Annotated in this window: 11 protein-coding genes; 4 read left to right on the top strand and 7 right to left on the bottom strand. The window is 41.5% G+C overall.

Annotation, left to right across the window (positions count from 1 at the left end; genetic code table 11):
* Nucleotides 1-104 precede the first annotated feature (104 nt).
* A complete protein-coding gene (locus tag ABJV04_RS18125) occupies nt 105-1,847 on the top strand; it encodes a CocE/NonD family hydrolase (protein ID WP_348493014.1) in 1,743 nt (580 codons plus the stop codon).
* Nucleotides 1,848-2,213: 366 nt separating this feature from the next.
* Here the strand turns inward: ABJV04_RS18125 and ABJV04_RS18120 are convergent, their stop codons facing one another.
* The 4 genes from ABJV04_RS18120 to ABJV04_RS18105 form a co-directional block, all read right to left on the bottom strand.
* The gene (locus tag ABJV04_RS18120; RefSeq protein ID WP_348493013.1) at nt 2,214-3,704 is read right to left on the bottom strand and encodes a VCBS repeat-containing protein; all 1,491 of its coding nucleotides are present in this window, start codon (nt 3,702-3,704) and stop codon (nt 2,214-2,216) included.
* Nucleotides 3,705-3,791: 87 nt separating this feature from the next.
* On the bottom strand, nt 3,792-6,716 hold the full coding sequence (locus ABJV04_RS18115; RefSeq protein WP_348493012.1) for a TonB-dependent receptor: 2,925 nt from the start codon (nt 6,714-6,716) through the stop codon (nt 3,792-3,794).
* Nucleotides 6,717-6,849: 133 nt separating this feature from the next.
* A complete protein-coding gene (locus ABJV04_RS18110) occupies nt 6,850-7,899 on the bottom strand; it encodes a FecR domain-containing protein (RefSeq protein ID WP_348493011.1) in 1,050 nt (349 codons plus the stop codon).
* 2 nt (nt 7,900-7,901) lie between these two features.
* A complete protein-coding gene (locus ABJV04_RS18105; RefSeq protein ID WP_348493010.1) occupies nt 7,902-8,480 on the bottom strand; it encodes an RNA polymerase sigma factor in 579 nt (192 codons plus the stop codon).
* Nucleotides 8,481-9,025: 545 nt separating this feature from the next.
* Between ABJV04_RS18105 and ABJV04_RS18100 the strand changes: the two genes are divergently transcribed.
* From ABJV04_RS18100 to ABJV04_RS18090, 3 genes are read left to right on the top strand one after another with little or no spacing between them, the layout of a single operon-like run.
* Nucleotides 9,026-10,393 (top strand): alpha/beta fold hydrolase, encoded by a 1,368-nt coding sequence (locus ABJV04_RS18100; protein WP_348493009.1) that lies wholly within the window; start codon nt 9,026-9,028, stop codon nt 10,391-10,393.
* Complete coding sequence (locus ABJV04_RS18095; protein WP_348493008.1) at nt 10,393-11,454, top strand: histidine kinase; 1,062 nt, start codon at nt 10,393-10,395, stop codon at nt 11,452-11,454. The genes ABJV04_RS18100 and ABJV04_RS18095 overlap by 1 nt, the downstream gene beginning before the upstream one ends.
* Nucleotides 11,432-12,154 carry a response regulator gene (locus tag ABJV04_RS18090; protein WP_348493056.1) on the top strand — a complete coding sequence of 241 codons (723 nt, stop codon included), beginning with the start codon at nt 11,432-11,434 and terminating at the stop codon, nt 12,152-12,154. Before ABJV04_RS18095 ends, ABJV04_RS18090 begins: the two co-directional genes overlap by 23 nt.
* A gap of 42 nt (nt 12,155-12,196) precedes the next feature.
* Here the strand turns inward: ABJV04_RS18090 and ABJV04_RS18085 are convergent, their stop codons facing one another.
* The 3 genes from ABJV04_RS18085 to ABJV04_RS18075 all read right to left on the bottom strand — a co-directional run bounded on the left by ABJV04_RS18085 (nt 12,197) and on the right by ABJV04_RS18075 (nt 17,377).
* Nucleotides 12,197-13,627, bottom strand: a complete 1,431-nt coding sequence (locus tag ABJV04_RS18085) for an adenosine deaminase (protein WP_348493007.1) — start codon at nt 13,625-13,627, stop codon at nt 12,197-12,199.
* An 81-nt stretch (nt 13,628-13,708) separates the two neighbouring features.
* Nucleotides 13,709-14,842 (bottom strand): purine nucleoside permease, encoded by a 1,134-nt coding sequence (locus tag ABJV04_RS18080; RefSeq protein ID WP_348493006.1) that lies wholly within the window; start codon nt 14,840-14,842, stop codon nt 13,709-13,711.
* Between the two features lie 504 nt (nt 14,843-15,346).
* Nucleotides 15,347-17,377 carry a serine hydrolase domain-containing protein gene (locus tag ABJV04_RS18075; protein WP_348493005.1) on the bottom strand — a complete coding sequence of 677 codons (2,031 nt, stop codon included), beginning with the start codon at nt 17,375-17,377 and terminating at the stop codon, nt 15,347-15,349.
* Between the last annotated feature and the right edge of the window lie 33 nt (nt 17,378-17,410).

The raw sequence follows: 17,410 nt of genomic DNA, 5'->3' as shown, positions 1-17,410 counted from the left end.
TAAAAATAAATGTATGAATTTAGATAAAAAAGTAGCGGAAAAGTGTGGGTTATTGCTCTGTAACTAAGAGACTCCCGATAAAAACTATAACTTGTGAGGATTTTATGAAATTTCGTGACTTAATGTTTGGCGCTTTTTTGGCGTTAGCTGGCACTTCGCTAACCCAAGCTCAAAGCTTCAAAGAGTTTAATGAGGGCTTCCCAGAAACAGTTAAAAAGATGTATCACGTGCCTGTGGCGATGCGTGACGGTGTGAAGCTAGCAACGGATATTTATTTACCTGACAAAACAGGAAAATATCCAACATTGTTAATTCGCGATATGTACACCAATGGCTCTGCTGCTGGCCGCCAAAAGTACGCAAAGTTTGCCACCTTCAATGGTTATGCCTTGGTATTCCAGTCTGTTCGTGGCCGTTATGACTCCGAAGGAAAGTGGTATCCCTATTTTCAAGAAATAAACGATGGGGATGACACCCTAAGCTGGATTGCTGAACAGTCATGGTCTGACGGTAAAGTGGGAATGTTTGGCTCTTCTTATTTAGCTTCAGTTCAGTGGTTAGCTGCGATAAATAAAAACCCAGCATTGGTTGCCATAGCACCAGCAGTGAGCCCTGGTAACTACTATCGTGACGTAGCTTATCCAGGCGGTGCGTTTTCGCTGTTATCCAGAGCTAGTTGGGGAATTGGTTTAGTTGGTAGCAGAACCAATATGTCGTTTCCGGTTGATTGGGTTAGCGGGATCAATCACTTACCCATAGAAACCTTAGCCCAAAGTGTGGGCTTTAATGTGCAACATTTTCAGGATTGGATCGCCCACCCTTCCTACGACGATTATTGGAAGCCATTAAACTTAGAAGACAGAGCAACCGAAATGGATGTGCCAGCCATTAATATTGGCGGCTGGTTTGATGTATTCTTACGCAGCACTATTGGCAGTTATTCCACCATGGCTGAACAGTCTGCATCAAGCACCTCTAGAAAAGGTCAACGCTTAGTAATAGGTCCTTGGCCCCATGGTTGGAATCAATCCTCCAAGCTAGGAGATATAGATTTTGGTGAAAACGCTCTGATTGACGCTCCAGCGATGTTGCTAGACTGGTTTGATTACTGGATGAAAGGCTCAACTAAACCTACAGGTCTAAAAGCAGATGAAGCACCAGTGCGTATCTTTATCATGGGCGAAAACGTTTGGCGTGACGAGCAAGAGTGGCCATTGGCAAGAACCGATTATCGTCCGTTTTATTTCCACGACAATAAAACCCTTTCAGAAAAATCACCGGCGAAAAAGACAGGCACCTTGAAATACGATTACGATCCAGCGGATCCCGTGCCTACCCTTGGTGGCAACATCATGATGCCTAAATTAAGAGGCCCTTACGATCAAAAGCCTCTTGATGACCGTAAAGATATTTTGCGATTTGTCACAGAACCCTTTACTGAAGCCACGGAATTCACCGGCCCGATTAGCGCTGAAATTTATGCTTCAAGTAGTGCTCCTGACACCGACTTTATGGCCAAATTAATAGTGGTTAAACCTGACGGTACCGCATTCAACTTGGTTGATGGTGTAATTCGAGCCCGCTATAGAGAAGGCTTTGAAGAACCCAAGTTAATTGAACCAGGTAAAGTGTATAAATACGAAATCGACATGTGGGCCACAAGCTACAAATTGTCTCCAGGCGATCGTATTAGGGTTGATATCACCAGCAGTAACTACCCACGACTTGCCAGAAACTTAAACACCGGTGCTGAATTCGCTAAAACCTCAGAAATGCAGGTGGCCAATCAGACACTACATATGAGTAAAGACTATCCATCTAAAATAGTGTTACCCATTATTCCTTAAACAGGTAACTCTGCATCCAAAGCGCCCGTTATGCTGAACCTAAATTCAACATAACGGGCGTTTTGTTATTGCCTTAAACTACCCCAGCCAGTCCCCTTTTAGGGACGATAAGAGTAGGTTACCCTAGAACGCCCAACCAATAACAAAGATAGGCTCTGGCGCGTTTAAATCAGCATAACTGTGTTTTTTATGACGAACTGAAAGGGTAAGATGACTCGATTAGAGCTAAAGAGAAAACACTAAATGGAAGCTAGTTGTTTTAGGTGGGAAATCTGATGGTAACACTGAATAAATATGGACTCTGAAAACCGATAATAAGCGAGTTTTAGCTATCGTCGGTTCAGAGCCCATACAATTTACTTAGATTTATTTAGCAGGTCTATGAACTAATAAGGGTTTATTGGCTAAGGTGGTAATATCTTTTACATCCACCGTTAACTTTTCATTGCCCATAAAGTTCACCTCAACGGTGATAGGTTGTAATTTCGGTAACGAAAAATACACAGGTCTGGCGCTTTGTGCATTATACCCGCCTCCGGTTGATACAATCCTTGAACCTAATATCTTGCCTTTTGCGTCATAAAACTTAACCACTGCGCCTTGCTGGGTATAATTGCCTTCGCTATCGAGCACAAGCACCGATAAGCTTTTAGCACGGTCTGCCGGCTTCATTTCATTTCGAAAAACAAAGTGTCCACCGACTTTTCCGTAGCCATCGGTAACCGACAAATCTAAGTCGCCATCGTCATCAAAATCAATCCATTCAACACCATGATCACCGGCTGCAGTTAATTCCGGATAGCGCTCATCCACCTCAAACTTAGTTCCGGTATTGCGATAAAGCTTACCGTAGGGTTCTGATTGCCCATTGACTTTATGATAACCCACGGCGATTAAATCCAGATAACCATCGTTGTTGTAATCCCCCCAGGCAGCGGCTACAGCATGGTCAGGATCCACCACGCCCATGGCTTTACCTACTTCGCTAAAGCTGCCATCGCCATTATTTTTATATAACAGGTTGGCACCGTAAGTAGTGACGTACAAATCGATAAAGCCGTCATTGTTGTAATCACCTGTAGCACAGCCTACTCCACCTTCAGCATACAGGCGCTGTGTCTCATCCATGCCTAATTCAGGAGCGATATCCACAAACTTATCAATGTCATTTCTAGCAACAGTGTCGCTATCGCCAGATTGATTGGCTAAGAAAAAGTCTAAATCACCGTCATTATCAATATCAAACCAGCAGGCTCCAACCGTACGTCTCGAATCATAAACCCCTGATGCATAACTTAAGGGCTTAAAAATTCCGTTCTCGTTTTTTAACAAGCGATTGGCACCCGTTCGGTTGGCAGCATATAAATCTGAGTCACCGTCATTGTCATAATCTATCCAATTTGATTGTCGACTGATGCGCCCTGGAATGGCTAAACCAATAGATTCAGCCACTTCTTTGAACACAGCACCATCATTTCGAAAAACATAAGTACGACTAGGAATCGGCATTTCATTAGAGCCCCCTAAAATATCTAGGTCACCATCATTATCGTAATCACCCCAAGAGACCCCTCGTATTTGATCCCCTTTTGTAGGTAATCCCATTTCCTTGCCGACACTAACAAAATGACCATCATCATTTCGATACAGGCGAACTTCTCCGCCTTTTATCGAGACGAGGAAATCAAGATCACCATCTTTGTCATAATCGCCCCATGCATTGGAGACCGAACCTGCAGTATTAAACGTGTCTGTTTGAATAGAAGTAAACTGAGTTGTTGCTGCGAAAGAATTTGTCGTAACTAATGCACATAACGCGCTTAGTGCTGTAACTTTAAAGTATGAAGATTTTTTCATTACGTTGTTCCTAACTTTGACTAAGTGTTCAAAATACAAATAAGGAGAGATCAAACCTCTGATCTCACCCGTTAACAGACTAAAACACTACCAAGCGTAAGATGTGCGAACGTACCAACTACCACCGGTGAAACCGTATGGCGAATAGGTATCATAGAACCCCGTCCCTAGTGAATTGACTGTGCGCTCTTCAGGATAGGTATTGAATATATTGTTGGCACCAGCGAAAAACTCTAAGCCACTTTCAAATTGATACCCAGCTTCCAAATTAACAATCCATTTTGCTTCATTGGTCGTATCCAAAGACTCAGAACTGCGCACCACTGTCCACTCACCAAAGCGAGTTGCACGGGCATTCATCACCCAACCGTCAACACGATAATTGGCTGAAAATGTCGCTTTAGAATCAGGCACGGCGTCCGTATAAGTACCTAAACGAGTGCGATCAAATTGCTCTACCTCTGAACCATCGGCAAGGACTAATCCTGACAATTCCTCTGGATTGGCATCTACATTCTCAATTTCAACTTTGTTGTAATTATAAGCCGCACTTAAGGTTAAGCTACCGTAACTCACCTCTGGCGACCAAGTGGCTACTAAATCAACTCCTTTGCTGCGAGTATCTATGGCATTGGTAAAGTAGTTAACCGCTCCTAAAGACTCATCAAAACCAGCAGCATCAAGAAGAGCAGAAATCTCATCCCCTATTGTTCCGCCAGTAATAGATAGCCGGGTATCACCACGGTTAAATTGAGATGACTGAGCAATACGGTCATCCACGTCAATTTGATAAACATCAACAGTCAATGACATATTTTTCATGGGTGTAAAGCTAATACCAGCACTAAAGTTCACTGATGTTTCTGGAGTTAAAGGTTTAGCTCCTAAAGCAGATGCAGCCAGATCCGTTGGCGGTAAGGTTTGGCGTAACACGATAGTTTCAGCCACACCGTCGTTATCTAAATCGGTGAATTGTCCTCGACTTCCGCGGAAACCCAACTGTTGAATACTGGGCGCTCTGAAACCTGTACTAAAAGATGATCTTAAGGCAACCGAATCACTAAGTTCATAGCGTGCATTCAACTTACCTAAAACCTCTTCACCAGCGGAGTCATTAAAATCCTCATAACGCAGTGCACCGGCCAAAAATAATTTATCGGAAACATCCCATGCCAAATCAATATATGCGTTTATATTATTGCGAGATACATCGTTTTCAGCTTCAGGTTCGAAGCCAGGAAAACCTTGAGCACCAGGTGACAAACCATTATTGCCATCAGCGTAACTAAGAGGCTCGCCTTTGACTATCTCAAAAGACTCTTTTCGATACTGCATACCAAATGACACTTGTAAATCACTGTCTTCAAGAGAGACAGAACGAGTAGCATCTAATTGGGCAACCATTTCATCTGCATTCATTTCACCCAGAAAGAATGAGGTAGGACTTGCCGCACCAAGACTGGAGTTCAATCCACTGGTGTTGTACCACTTAGTGTCATTACTGCCGTAACTTACTGAAAAGTCCCAATCAAAATCAAAATGAGTTCCTTTTACCCCAGTAACCACCTCAATATCATCTTCTTTAATTTGTTCTTCAGGACGGAATCCACGGGGAAATATTTCAACGATATTCCGCGAATCATATGAAGTTCGATAGGTAAAGGTTAAATCAGAACTGCGATTAGCATAGGTTGCAAAGGTGTATAACTCTAGATCTCCAGCACTAACCCCAGCATTTAAACCAAAAACACTAGTTTGTTGGGGGAAATTACCGAAATTTTTGGTCACTTGACGATCTACTGAGGCTTCTCTTGGGTCCCAGCTACCATCTTCTAGAGGTAAAAATAAGTTTAAGCCACCATCTTCGGGCAAGGCAACGGTTCTTGCGCGGTTGGAAATTTTGGTTTCCTTAAAATCGTAGGACAAGTTAATAAACCCATCTTCAGAAAATTCAAAACCGTTATTTATGCCAACGCTATAAAATTCGCCATCTCCGCGATCAAAGTTTTCACCGGTGCTGACCACGACTTTGCCGCCTTCAGCGTCATCTTTAAGAATAATATTCACCACACCAGCTATGGCATCGGAGCCATATTGAGCTGACGCACCATCACGTAAAACTTCGATGCGTTCAATGGCAGAGGATGGAATTAAGTTAATATCAACGCCAGCAGAGCCACTAAATAACCCTGTACTGGTATTAATAAGTGCGGTTTTGTGACGGCGTTTTCCATTTACTAATACTAGGGTTTGATCAGGGTTTAACCCTCGTAAACCGGCTGAGGCGATAAAGGTACCGGTACCACCACCAGAACGTTGTGGAAGGTTCAGGGAAGGAACTAAATAACGTAAAGATTCGAATAATCCAGTTTGACCTTGCTGTTCTAGCTGTTCACTTGAGAAAACGTCAATGGGTATTGGACTTTCTATAATAGTTCTTGGGTTTCCTCTTACCCCAGTCACCACTACACTTTCCAATTCACCTTCTGCATCACTTGTTTCAGTGAGTTGTTCATTTTCTTGGGCATAAACTGACGTCATCGTCATGATTGATGCAATCACACCAGAAGCAATTGCTTTGACTTGTTGTTCTACTTTATTTTTATTCATTTTCTCTGCTCTCTGATCGCGGGTAGCAGCATTCAAGTCGTCATCACTTGCGTCAACAATAATTGTTGAATTTGAATGTACAGTTCCTTTTAGGCCTGTGTTCGCAAGTAATGCTTTAAGACCGTCTGCAACTGTAAAATAACCCTGTAACTTATTAGTTGTAATTGGCGTTACAAGTGCTTGTGGGAAAATCAAAGCTAAGTTGGTTGCTTGCGCAAACCTCCTTAGTCCATCACCGGCAGGTTGTTTTTTTATGTTGAAATTCACTTTGACTACAGCTTCCGAACCCAAGCTCTTGCCATATGTAGCAATAACTGGGTTCACAGCCAAAAGCGTGAAAATAACAATTAAAACGTTCTGTCGAATCAAGGTTTTCCGCTTAAGGTCAGACAGAGCAATCATATCGACACATCATGCATCAATAATGGATTGCCTGCTTGTGACCTTACCTATACAGAGAAATAAATAAAAAAAACCCTCTATCTATTTTTAAATTAATTAAAATAAATTAAGGAACATAAAATAAAATGGAAGTTTAACTGTGGGGATGAGTAATATAATAATATTCGTCATCCACTCTTTTTATCACTAACCCAAGATTTAATTCCAAAGAACTAAAGACACTTTCCAAATTACTAATGGGATAATAGCCCCCTACTTTTAATTGTTGGATATCGTCATCAAGGATAATAATTTTTTTACTGGTATAACGAGAAACTTCTTCAACTACTGCTGATAAGGGCTCATTGTCAAATGCAAGAAACCCTTTTTTCCATGAAAGTTGGTTAGATAAACTCTCGTTATTTTCTTGTACCACTGACTCTACTTCTGCTTCATCAAAAACAACATTATTTCCCGCAGTCGCGATAACCTCGTTGTTTCGAGTTAACGGTTTTTTGATTGCTGAGGGTAAATGGCCTTCATTATCTTGCGCTCTTATTCTTACAGTGCCATGGGAGACCAATACCTTGACTTTGTTACCATCTAAACGCACCGAAAAGCTGGTGCCCAAAGCCATCACATCTCCTAGCCCTGCTTTGACGGTGAAAGGCTTACTTTTGTCGGCTGCAACTTTAAAATTAGCCTCACCTTGAAGCAGATGAATATTGCGCTGATCACGGCTATATAAAACCTCAACGATACTATTGGTGTTGAGTAAAATTTCTGAACCATCAGTTAGAGTTATGATTTTTTGCTGGCCAATTTTGGTTGCATATTGTCCATTTAGTGACCTAAATTCAGATAAATTATGAAAATACACTAGCACTGGCAACACCAGTATCAACACAAAATAGCTTAAGGTTTTATAGCTGAAGATATTAAAATTCAGCCCCAAACCTCCGGCTTTTGAAGCCTTGGATGCAGAGGACGCTGAGCGCTGACGTTCACCAATATCAGACATGCTATCCCACAGTTGAGTTAGTCTTTGTAATTGCTTTTTATGCTCTGGGCTAGTTGCAACCCAATGCTTCAATTCAACTTGTTCATCCTCACTCAGTTCACCGGTTTCCATACGCGCAATCCATTCACTGGCTTCGCGTTTAATTGTTTCTAGATTTTTAGGAAAATCCACCACGCCTGTCATTCTTATTTACTCTTTTTACTATGTAACATAGTTATGTTTTGATTCTGATGCTTGCTATCTTGAAAACAATGATTTGATATATAAGCGTCGCATCGCTCTATTCCTTTAGCTAAATGCTTTTCAGTAGTACTAATTGCGATATTTAGCTGTTTCGCAATATCTTTAATTCTAACACCTTCAAGCAACCTTAACCTTGTCACTCTTTGACATTGAACGGGCAAAGAATCTAGGGCAGCAAGTAATAAAGTCTGTTCTTCATGCTCTGACAAATGTTTAAATCCGTCATTTTCATTGCTTAAGAGTAATGAGTCGTTAGAATCCTCTATATAGTCGGTCAACCGAGTTGCCATTTTGGTGTTTTCACGAATAGCTAAATTCTTGGTTGTTTTAAATAAATAAACCTTAGGAAAAGTGATATTGCGCTGTTTATCTGCAACGAAGGTCTTCACGAAAGCTTCTTGCAGTATATCTTCTAAATCACTATCTCTATTTACGTAACGCCGGGCGAACCGAGTTAGCGAGGTCTTATACTCAGAAAAAATAGATAAGATAGATTTTTTATCTAACGACTCATCTTGCATTTCGCTTCCTTGTTATTTTTACCATGACTTGTTCGCGTTTTTTAATAATTCAGTTTGAAATGAATAAATATGCAGATGTTAAGAACACTGACTTTAGGCACTAGCCTAAAAGGTTCATTTACTACAAAACCTATTGAGTTCAATGACTTGTTGAAGTCAACGTTGATATCAACAATGTGTTGGTCAAAAAAATAACTTCTTGCTCATAGAGGAGCTGAATTCACGAACACAAAATATGCAACAACTACACCAGTCACACCAACAAACATAAGGCATTGAATTTTATATCTTTTATATAAAATCACTATAAATTTCCTTATGATTTACTAATTCAAGGCACATTAAATGTGCATAAGGTTAGGTAAAATGCTGCAGATTTGTGATGTGCTTAACTTCCCAATCAACCTCCATATTCATATTGTCCTAAACGACTCGACCAGTAAAAAAACCAATCATCCTCGGTATATACCGTTAGTCATATTTTCCGCAATTACGCTTTTTAGGTGGTTAAGCTTTGTCTCACTAATTAACGAGAGGAAACAAACATGTTCACGTCAAAACACCTAAAATCTGTTGTCATAGTTTTAATCGGTTTACTGCCTGCATTTGCGTCCTTGGCAAATGTTGTAGGAAGCTGGCAGGGAGAGCTTAAAGTTAATCAAAATACTAGTTTGCCGATGATCGTGCATTTTAGTCAGGAAGATTCGCAAATTACCGCAACTTTAGATAGTCCAGCCCAAGGTGCCACCGGTATTCCCATAAACGATGTTGAGGTAACGGCACAAGCAGTAAGCTTCAAAGTCAGTGCTATTGGCATGACCTTTACTGGTAACTTTAGTGATGCAAACACCATAATAGGCACCTTTACTCAAGGCAGTGCTCAATTGCCACTGACCCTAAACCGCAACCAAGATTCGGTAAAAGCCCCTAATCGTCCACAAACACCAGTGGCCCCATTTAATTATGTGAGTGAGGAAGTGTTATTTAGCAATCCCGATGCAAAAATCACCCTCGCAGGCACATTGACGAAACCCAAAAGAGACGGAAAATTCGCCGCGGTTATTCTCATTTCTGGCTCGGGCCCGCAAGATCGTGATGAAACCTTATTCAACCACAAGCCCTTCGCTGTGATTGCCGACCACTTAACCAAGCAGGGTTTAGCCGTTTTACGTTTTGATGATCGCGGAACCGCGCAATCTGAAGGTAATTTTGCCACTGCCACCAGCGCAGATTTTGCCACCGACGTACAAGCAGCTGTTGCTTACTTAAGCACTCGCTCAGACATTCTGGCGGATAAAGTTGGCCTAATTGGACACAGTGAAGGTGGCATGATCGCCCCTATGGTTGCCAGTAACAATCAAGACATTGCCTTTGTGATTATGCTTGCTGGTTTAGGGGTGGATGGTGTGACCTTAGTTACTCAACAATCCTATGATATTCAAAAGTTAATGGGCAAAAAAGAAGCAGCGCTGCGCACTGAACGCCAACAAGACACTCAATTGTACAGACAAATAGTTAATGGCATGGCCACCAACGAGATCCGTGATTATTTTCTGCAACAAGGACTAGGGGAAACCGCAGCTAGCGCCAAAGCTCAACAATTGGGTTCAGATTGGATGCGCTTTTTTCTTGGTTACCAACCACAACACTATTTGAATAAGGTTACCAGCCCTATCCTCGCCATTAACGGTAGCAAAGATTTGCAAGTGGATGCAAAAGCCAATTTAGCTGGACTAGAGCGTATTTTAAAAGCAAATAAACACCCCGATTTTGAGATAAAGTCACTGGCAAATTTAAATCACTTATTTCAAAAAGCAGACACAGGATTACCCAACGAGTATGCTACTATCGAGCATACGATGGATACTCAAGTGCTTGTTTTAATGGCTAAATGGATAAAAGCTAGAATTTAATGATGTTACGATCTTTTGTATTTTTACAATTACTGGGTTGGTTGCTATTTGGAGCAATCAACTTTTTCAGTCGGGCCATGCTGCAAGGAGGCACTTGGGTAGAATTTATTTCTACAAGCGTCTTAGTGATAGTGGGATTGTTAGTTTCTAGCGGATTAAGACGCTTCTATCACCGCCCTAAAGTACTTAAATTGCCACCTGGAATGTTAGTTTTAACCGCCTTTTGTGCAAGCATAGTGGCAGGTATTTTTACTACCTTAGTGGTGTTTATCTTATTCGAGCCCTTTGCTCAAACCCTCTACAACACCCCAACGTTATTTACTGTGATGCAAGTTACCTCCAACATTATCAACCTGAGTTTGGTGATGATCATTTGGTCGGCTTTGTATTTTGCTATTAAGCGTTACCACAAATTTGAACAAATGAAGGCGGAGAAATTAGCCTTAGACAGCACCCTCAAACAAGTGAGCTTAGAGGCATTAATCAATCAATTAAATCCTCATTTTATGTTTAACACCATAAATAATATCCGTGCGCTGATTTTAGAGGATGCGAACAAAGCAAGAGATATGTTGAGCCACTTAGCTGACATGTATCGTTACACCCTCAACACCGACAATAGCCATCTAGTCACCTTGGCCGACGAGTTAACCATGATAGATGACTATCTAGCCTTGATGGAAATTCAATTAGAGGGCCGACTACAGACTGAGTTTGACGTTGAGGCTGCTACCCCAGCCACGTTCATACCCCGAATGATGCTGCAACTGTTAGTTGAAAACGCAATTAAATATGGTATTGCCAATAAAAAACAAGGTGGACAACTTACCCTAGTGGCCAAACGTCAATCTGAAGCTTTATTTTTGCAAGTTCGCAATACCGGAAAAATCGAAAGTAGCTTACAAGATAGTACAGGTATGGGGTTAAACAATATCCAACAACGTTTAGCCCTGCTGTACGCTGATAAAGCCTATATTACCATGACTGAACAAGATGCCCAGGTTGTGGTGACCATATTATTGCCATGGAGTACTAGTGATGATTCGCGCAGTGATAGTTGATGATTCCCGTTTAGCTCGATTAGAGCTGCGGAATCTATTGGAACAGGTAAAAGACATTGAGGTTGTAGGCGAAGCTCAAGACGTTGATGACGGTCTTGATCTCATTGATGAAACCAATCCAGATTTAATTCTGCTGGATATCAATATGCCAGAAAAAGACGGCTTCGATTTGCTCAGCGAATTAGATACTGTACCTCAAGTGATTTTCACCACCGCCTATGATCAATACGCAATTAAGTCATTCGATTTTAATGCCTTAGACTATATTCTAAAACCCGTTACCGCGGCTCGACTCGAACAAGCCATTGAAAAGGTCAGAGATAAGCTAAGAACAACAGCGCAAACCCAAAGTAAAAGTGATTTACTCACACCCGATAGCCGCTTTTTTGTCAAAGAAGGTGAACAATGTTGGTTAGTTAAGATGGCGGATGTGCATTTAATTGAATCTGTTGGTAATTATAGTCGGCTGTATTTTAACGGCAACAAACCGATGATCTACAAAGCCTTAAGTAAAATTCAAGCTCGTTTGGAGCCCGGCCTATTTTTCCGCGCTAATCGCCAGCAGTTAGTAAATATGACTGAAATAAATGAGGTTTCCCCTCTGCTAAATGAAAGTTTGGAACTCACCTTAAAAAACGGCGTAAAAGTCAACGTATCACGTCGCCAAAGTGTAGAGTTTAAAACCCTATTTAAGCTCTAAACAACAAATGTCAAACATGGTCATATCCAGCTGTAGCTTAATTTAAGGGGATATTTCGCAAATCTTAAACGCCTTACAGGGATAAGAATAAATTTCCGGCTGAACCGCTTTTAGCGCAGCCATTTTTTTCGCCTTAAATGCGCTTTCGAATTGACTGATGCGTTGATAATAATCCACGAGTAACTGCTGTTTAGTTTCTTCATCCACAAAAGCAAATGTCAGGGAGTTTGCACCGACTTTTACCAACTCCGACCAAGACAAATTAAAGTTGGTGACCGCAGTGTAATACTCATCGGTCATATTCGAATCCCACATACCTCGGTCATCAGTTGATAACGCAACTGGTACCCCTAAGCGCAAATACTCAGGAAAAGGATGCTGTGAATAATCGTCAACATATTCTAATAACAAGTTGCTGATTAGGTTGATTTCGATTAGATAGTGATTGTAACGCATCAATAATAAGGTATCGGCATCATCAATTAGATTAAAGCCATGGCCGATGCGAGTAGCCCCTAATAAAAGCGTATCGCGAATGTGCTGATTAGGCTCATCACTTTCTCCGGCATGAATGGATAAGTTCACCCCATGGAACTGATGCCTTAGCTTTCGCATGGTTGATAAAAATCGTTGAGGATGGCCTTTATCATTATCTTCACGGCCAACCAAGTCAACGGCAACATAAAGCTCAGGATGTTCAGAAACAAATTTATACATCCACTCAAGGCCATTTAAAGCCTGCGAAGAAAACCGCAATAACGCGTATTGCAAACGAACTGTAACACCGCTGTCGATGGCATCTTGTTGGGCAAAACGTTTACGGTATATCTGATACACCTCTTCAGGTTCAAAACTGCTGCCATCACCATGAACATAACCTTTAACGCCAGCATCGGTTTCTAAATAAGACAAACCTTCAGCACCAAATGCTTGCATATTTTTGACAATTAAATTGGCTTGCATATAAGGATTAGACAACAAGGAATTAAGACGATTCCAATGGGTTTCAAAGAACTCATCACGGCCCTCACTGACTTTATCGAGTCGAATACTGTTCATCCAAGCTTGTTTTTCTTGGGAGTTAAGATCTTGTAGACGTTTGTATTCGGACTGCTCACAGCTATCTAGCTTTTTATATTCAAACTCTTGAATATTCACAAATAACATTAAATAGGGAGATCTTGAACGCCTATCTGAACGGTGAGCTTTGCAATTATTTATTTTTACTTTTGTATAATAAACATAACCGTTTTGCTGTTGTTTAATGGCCTCGTTAAACCACCACGATGAACGATTTGAACCTGTGGAATGGTTATGTAAATCGCCCCCTTTGGGCATTGCATATAAAAAGGTATATAAGTCTTCAGCCGAGGCCGTTTTTTTAAAAGATTCGAACTCTTTATCAAAGGTTGCTGCAAATGTGCTAGATACAACACTCATACAAAAGATAGAGAGTAAACACACCAATTTCATTGTAATGGCTCCAAAGGGGCTAGTGATTGATATCAACTAGCTTAATGCTATTTGTGTTTAGAAAACGAATTCTAAGGCGGACTATTTTACTTCGTAAGGTAATTGACTCTGGTAATCATCCCAGTTGCTCACAATTTTTTGAATCACCGTATTGGCAACAGTATAGGCGGTATTTTTAGCCGGATAACCACCGTCTGGATAAGGAGCGGTCACACTCCAACTGCTTAGTTTGTCTGCCGGTGCCATGGTATAATTACTCACGGTTCTAAGCACCATAATTCGCTGCGGATCAATTTTATCAATACGAGCAAGGCGCATTAAGGATGTTAGGGTTCCAGAGTCTTCCATATTACTGGTCATAAAGTTAGCCGTATCACCACCATATAACTTCAGCCAATCGTTGGCCCATTCGTTCAGGTGTTTCCCGTGCCAATATTTACTTGCACTTAAGGTATCCCCTTGGGTCACAAAAGGCGGCTTTTGCGCATTAGGCATGGTTTTGTATAAGGCTCTGAAGGCTTTTATCCCTTCACTATCTGGCAATTTAAGGGATTTTGTTTCACTAAAGGCCCAATCGGCTAATTGACTGTTTAGCTCAAAAGACACCGTATCTAACGTCCATCCCGTTGAGATGTCTTCAGGCTCTTCCGCCGGCTGTGTTGCCCCCAATGGAATAATTCCATATGGCCAAGATGCGGGAATTTCCCGGGCATCAATTTGATAAATCAGATCACCATCTACAACGTGCTTCGCCCATGCTGCCGAGCCTAGGGATATATCTTCAGGATCGCCACCGGCAATACCCGCAACCACCCAATAGGCTTTACTCAGATCAAAGCGCGGATCCAACCCCAATGCCATGATCGACGCGGTTGCATTGGGAATACCACCACCAACACAAATTACCAGCACGCCATCGTCATTTAAGTATAAATCGTATTCGCCTAATGGGAAATCCAGCTTGTGATTGAAATTGCCACGCTCTAACCAAAGTTGCAATTCACCGGCGTCATCTCCCATTGCTTCACCAGACTCGTACATGGTTACCACTACAGCTTTTATGGCATGGATTTGTGCATTAAGGTTAACCTCGTTGATGGCCTCAACTTTAGCTGGTTTAGGCTGGTTGCTAGTCGTTTCGGTATTACCACAGGCGACTGTATTCGCCGCTAACAAACTCAACATAACTGGCTTAGCGTATTTCAAAAATGACATATTTATACTTCTCCTTACAAGATCCCATTGCTCAACATAAAATCATATTACATTGCACTTAAAACTTGACCAACCGGTCAGCAATTATCATACCCTAAGCATAACTTTACCCATAAATAATGACTAAACACCCAAAATATATGGCTAACCATTTGATATTAAAAGATTATATTGATTTATTGGAAAACCTAAATTCAAAATTAACCTGGCAACTCTCCTTATTCAAAACCTCGTATTTTCGCCACACAAAGAACACCTTAGCCCATCAGCACCAAATAAGGGCGCAGATTCTTAACATAGGCATAGAACCGCAGTGACATTAAAATGTGAGGTTGGGAGGGTGCTGATCTGTAGTGCAACAGGGAATAATTGAGGAAATAAACATCAAAGAATAGCAAAGTTAACTAGGTACAACGACGACCTAGTTAACCTTGTTTCGTGAACTTTAAAAAGAGCTTAATTTTAAAAGTACTTAACTTCTAACAAGCTTACATTCAAAACAGCTTACTCAGCAGTGACCTCGGTAAACACATAAGAATGCTGCATATCAATGAGTGTCAGTGTACGTTTTCCTGAGTCAGTTTGGCCAATCACTAACTCCATTCCATACAAGATAGGATTTAACACCACAACAGACGTTGAACCATCTGAATTAGTTTTAGTGGTTAACGCAGTCGTCCAAACGCCGGGGTTGAAAATAGTTTCACCGTCAACGTTAGATATCCATACATCACCTAACGTATCACTCTCATAGTGCTTGGCTAAATTGGCTAAAATAGCCGCGTCTCCAGGCATATCAATTTCATCAAAACGGGATGCATGTAGTTTTTGTTGTTCAAGTACATCAACTTCTACCTGTTCACCCGCTTTGGGCGTGGCATCATACAATAACTCAATTAACTTGCGCTGAAATGCAGAGGCCAAATAATACCCTTCGTCAGAGTTGGTCAAAATAACCGCTGCTACATTCGCACTGGGTATCACAATAAATTGCGATTGATACCCAGCCAAACTGCCACCATGTTCGATGAACTCCACACCGGCAATTTTTCGTGTTGATAGCCCCATGCCATAATACTCATCTTTACCAGAAGACACGCCAGGTACACGTCTTTCCAATAGGGGAGTTTCCGCAAACAGTCGTTTTCCGTCAGGACTAACACCTACCCTTAACTCGTTGATGAGGTACTTGAGCATATCGGAAGAAGAGGAAAACGCGCCCCCTGAGGGACGATAAGGTACAAGCGTTAGATTAAACCCCTCAGTTGCGGTTTGTTCAACTTCCACAGACTCAAATTCAATACCGATAGCATAAGGTTTGGCAACATTGCCCGCTAAGGCCTTTTCAAAAGAAAAAGTGGTACTCTTCATTTGCAAAGGATCAAAGATAAATTCTTGCATAGCTTTATCGTAAGCGGCCCCCAACTCCATGTCGGGATACAGAATATGACCGGCAATAAGCCCCGCCACTGCAGGCATTTGATTATTGTATTGGTATAACTCACCAAAATCACTGGTAGGCTCTACATTGGCTAAATCTTCAACGGCCATTACACTTGGCGCATTGGGTCCGCTGTTAAATATCCAAGTCATATCTTTACGAGGTAATCCTGTGCAAGCACAGACTAGATGACGAATAAGCACTTTATCTGTGGTTTCTTGGCTACCTAATTTAAATTCAGGATAGTGATCAGTGACTTTATCATTCCAGTCGAGCTTGCCCATTTCAACTAGCTTAGCCAGCAGTAGGGTTGTCATGCCTTTGGTATTTGAGGCCACGGCAAATAATGTGTCTTTATCAACAGGTTCATTAGTCTGGATATTTTTAACCCCTACCCCACCTTCATACGCCACCTTACCGTTTTGATAAATGGCGATGCCAGCGCCTGGTACCTGTAACTTTTTGGCCGACTCATCGACGAAACTCAGCAACGCCTCGACTTTTTGGGTATCCAATTGATGCGGAAGATTGCCTGACACATCTTCAACCTCAAAGCCTTGCAATGTATAACTGTTTGCTAAGGAACTTAACTGCGAACTGCGTTTTCCTAATACCGCCAAACTAGAATCAACTAATACAATATGCCAATCACTGTCTTTACGCAGTACTAGAGCAAAAAAAGCCCGCTCCTCAGAAATAACACTTTCATATTCAATAAAGGTTTGCTGTTGCCAACCATTATCAGCCACCTCGTCGTTAATAAAACGCACTTCGCGGGCAAAGTCGGGAGAGACTTTGTGCCAAGCTTGCAAGGCAGCCTGCTCTGCATCGTTAGCACCTTTAACCACAGTAATTACCATGAAGCTATCATCTTCAGGTGCAGTGTATTTAATTAACTCAGTGCCTTTGTCTTCAGTCCAATTTCCCGGTGCATCATAGGTTGCCCCTAACCAATCATCAGAGAGTTGACTTGCCCCATCCAATCCCGACAATTCAGAATCAGCAGGTGGCTCAATATTAGGAGTGTCGCTAGTACAAGCGTTTAAAAAGAAAAATAGTGAAAAAATAACCGAGCAGCAATGAAGTTTACGCATAACATCAGTCCTTTGAGTTGATTAAAAAACAGA

Source organism: Aliiglaciecola sp. (assembly GCF_039982535.1).
Lineage (GTDB): Bacteria > Pseudomonadota > Gammaproteobacteria > Enterobacterales > Alteromonadaceae > Aliiglaciecola.
Note: the sequence above shows the minus strand (reverse complement) of the source record. Positions and strands in the feature narration are given on the sequence as shown.

Coding starts and splice junctions, on each gene's coding strand:
- ABJV04_RS18125 (WP_348493014.1), top strand. CDS start 105: ATGAAATTTCGTGACTTAATGTTTGGCGCTTTTTTGGCGTTAGCTGGC.
- ABJV04_RS18120 (WP_348493013.1), bottom strand. CDS start 3,704: ATGAAAAAATCTTCATACTTTAAAGTTACAGCACTAAGCGCGTTATGT.
- ABJV04_RS18115 (WP_348493012.1), bottom strand. CDS start 6,716: ATGATTGCTCTGTCTGACCTTAAGCGGAAAACCTTGATTCGACAGAAC.
- ABJV04_RS18110 (WP_348493011.1), bottom strand. CDS start 7,899: ATGACAGGCGTGGTGGATTTTCCTAAAAATCTAGAAACAATTAAACGC.
- ABJV04_RS18105 (WP_348493010.1), bottom strand. CDS start 8,480: ATGCAAGATGAGTCGTTAGATAAAAAATCTATCTTATCTATTTTTTCT.
- ABJV04_RS18100 (WP_348493009.1), top strand. CDS start 9,026: ATGTTCACGTCAAAACACCTAAAATCTGTTGTCATAGTTTTAATCGGT.
- ABJV04_RS18095 (WP_348493008.1), top strand. CDS start 10,393: ATGATGTTACGATCTTTTGTATTTTTACAATTACTGGGTTGGTTGCTA.
- ABJV04_RS18090 (WP_348493056.1), top strand. CDS start 11,432: ATGATTCGCGCAGTGATAGTTGATGATTCCCGTTTAGCTCGATTAGAG.
- ABJV04_RS18085 (WP_348493007.1), bottom strand. CDS start 13,627: ATGAAATTGGTGTGTTTACTCTCTATCTTTTGTATGAGTGTTGTATCT.
- ABJV04_RS18080 (WP_348493006.1), bottom strand. CDS start 14,842: ATGTCATTTTTGAAATACGCTAAGCCAGTTATGTTGAGTTTGTTAGCG.
- ABJV04_RS18075 (WP_348493005.1), bottom strand. CDS start 17,377: ATGCGTAAACTTCATTGCTGCTCGGTTATTTTTTCACTATTTTTCTTT.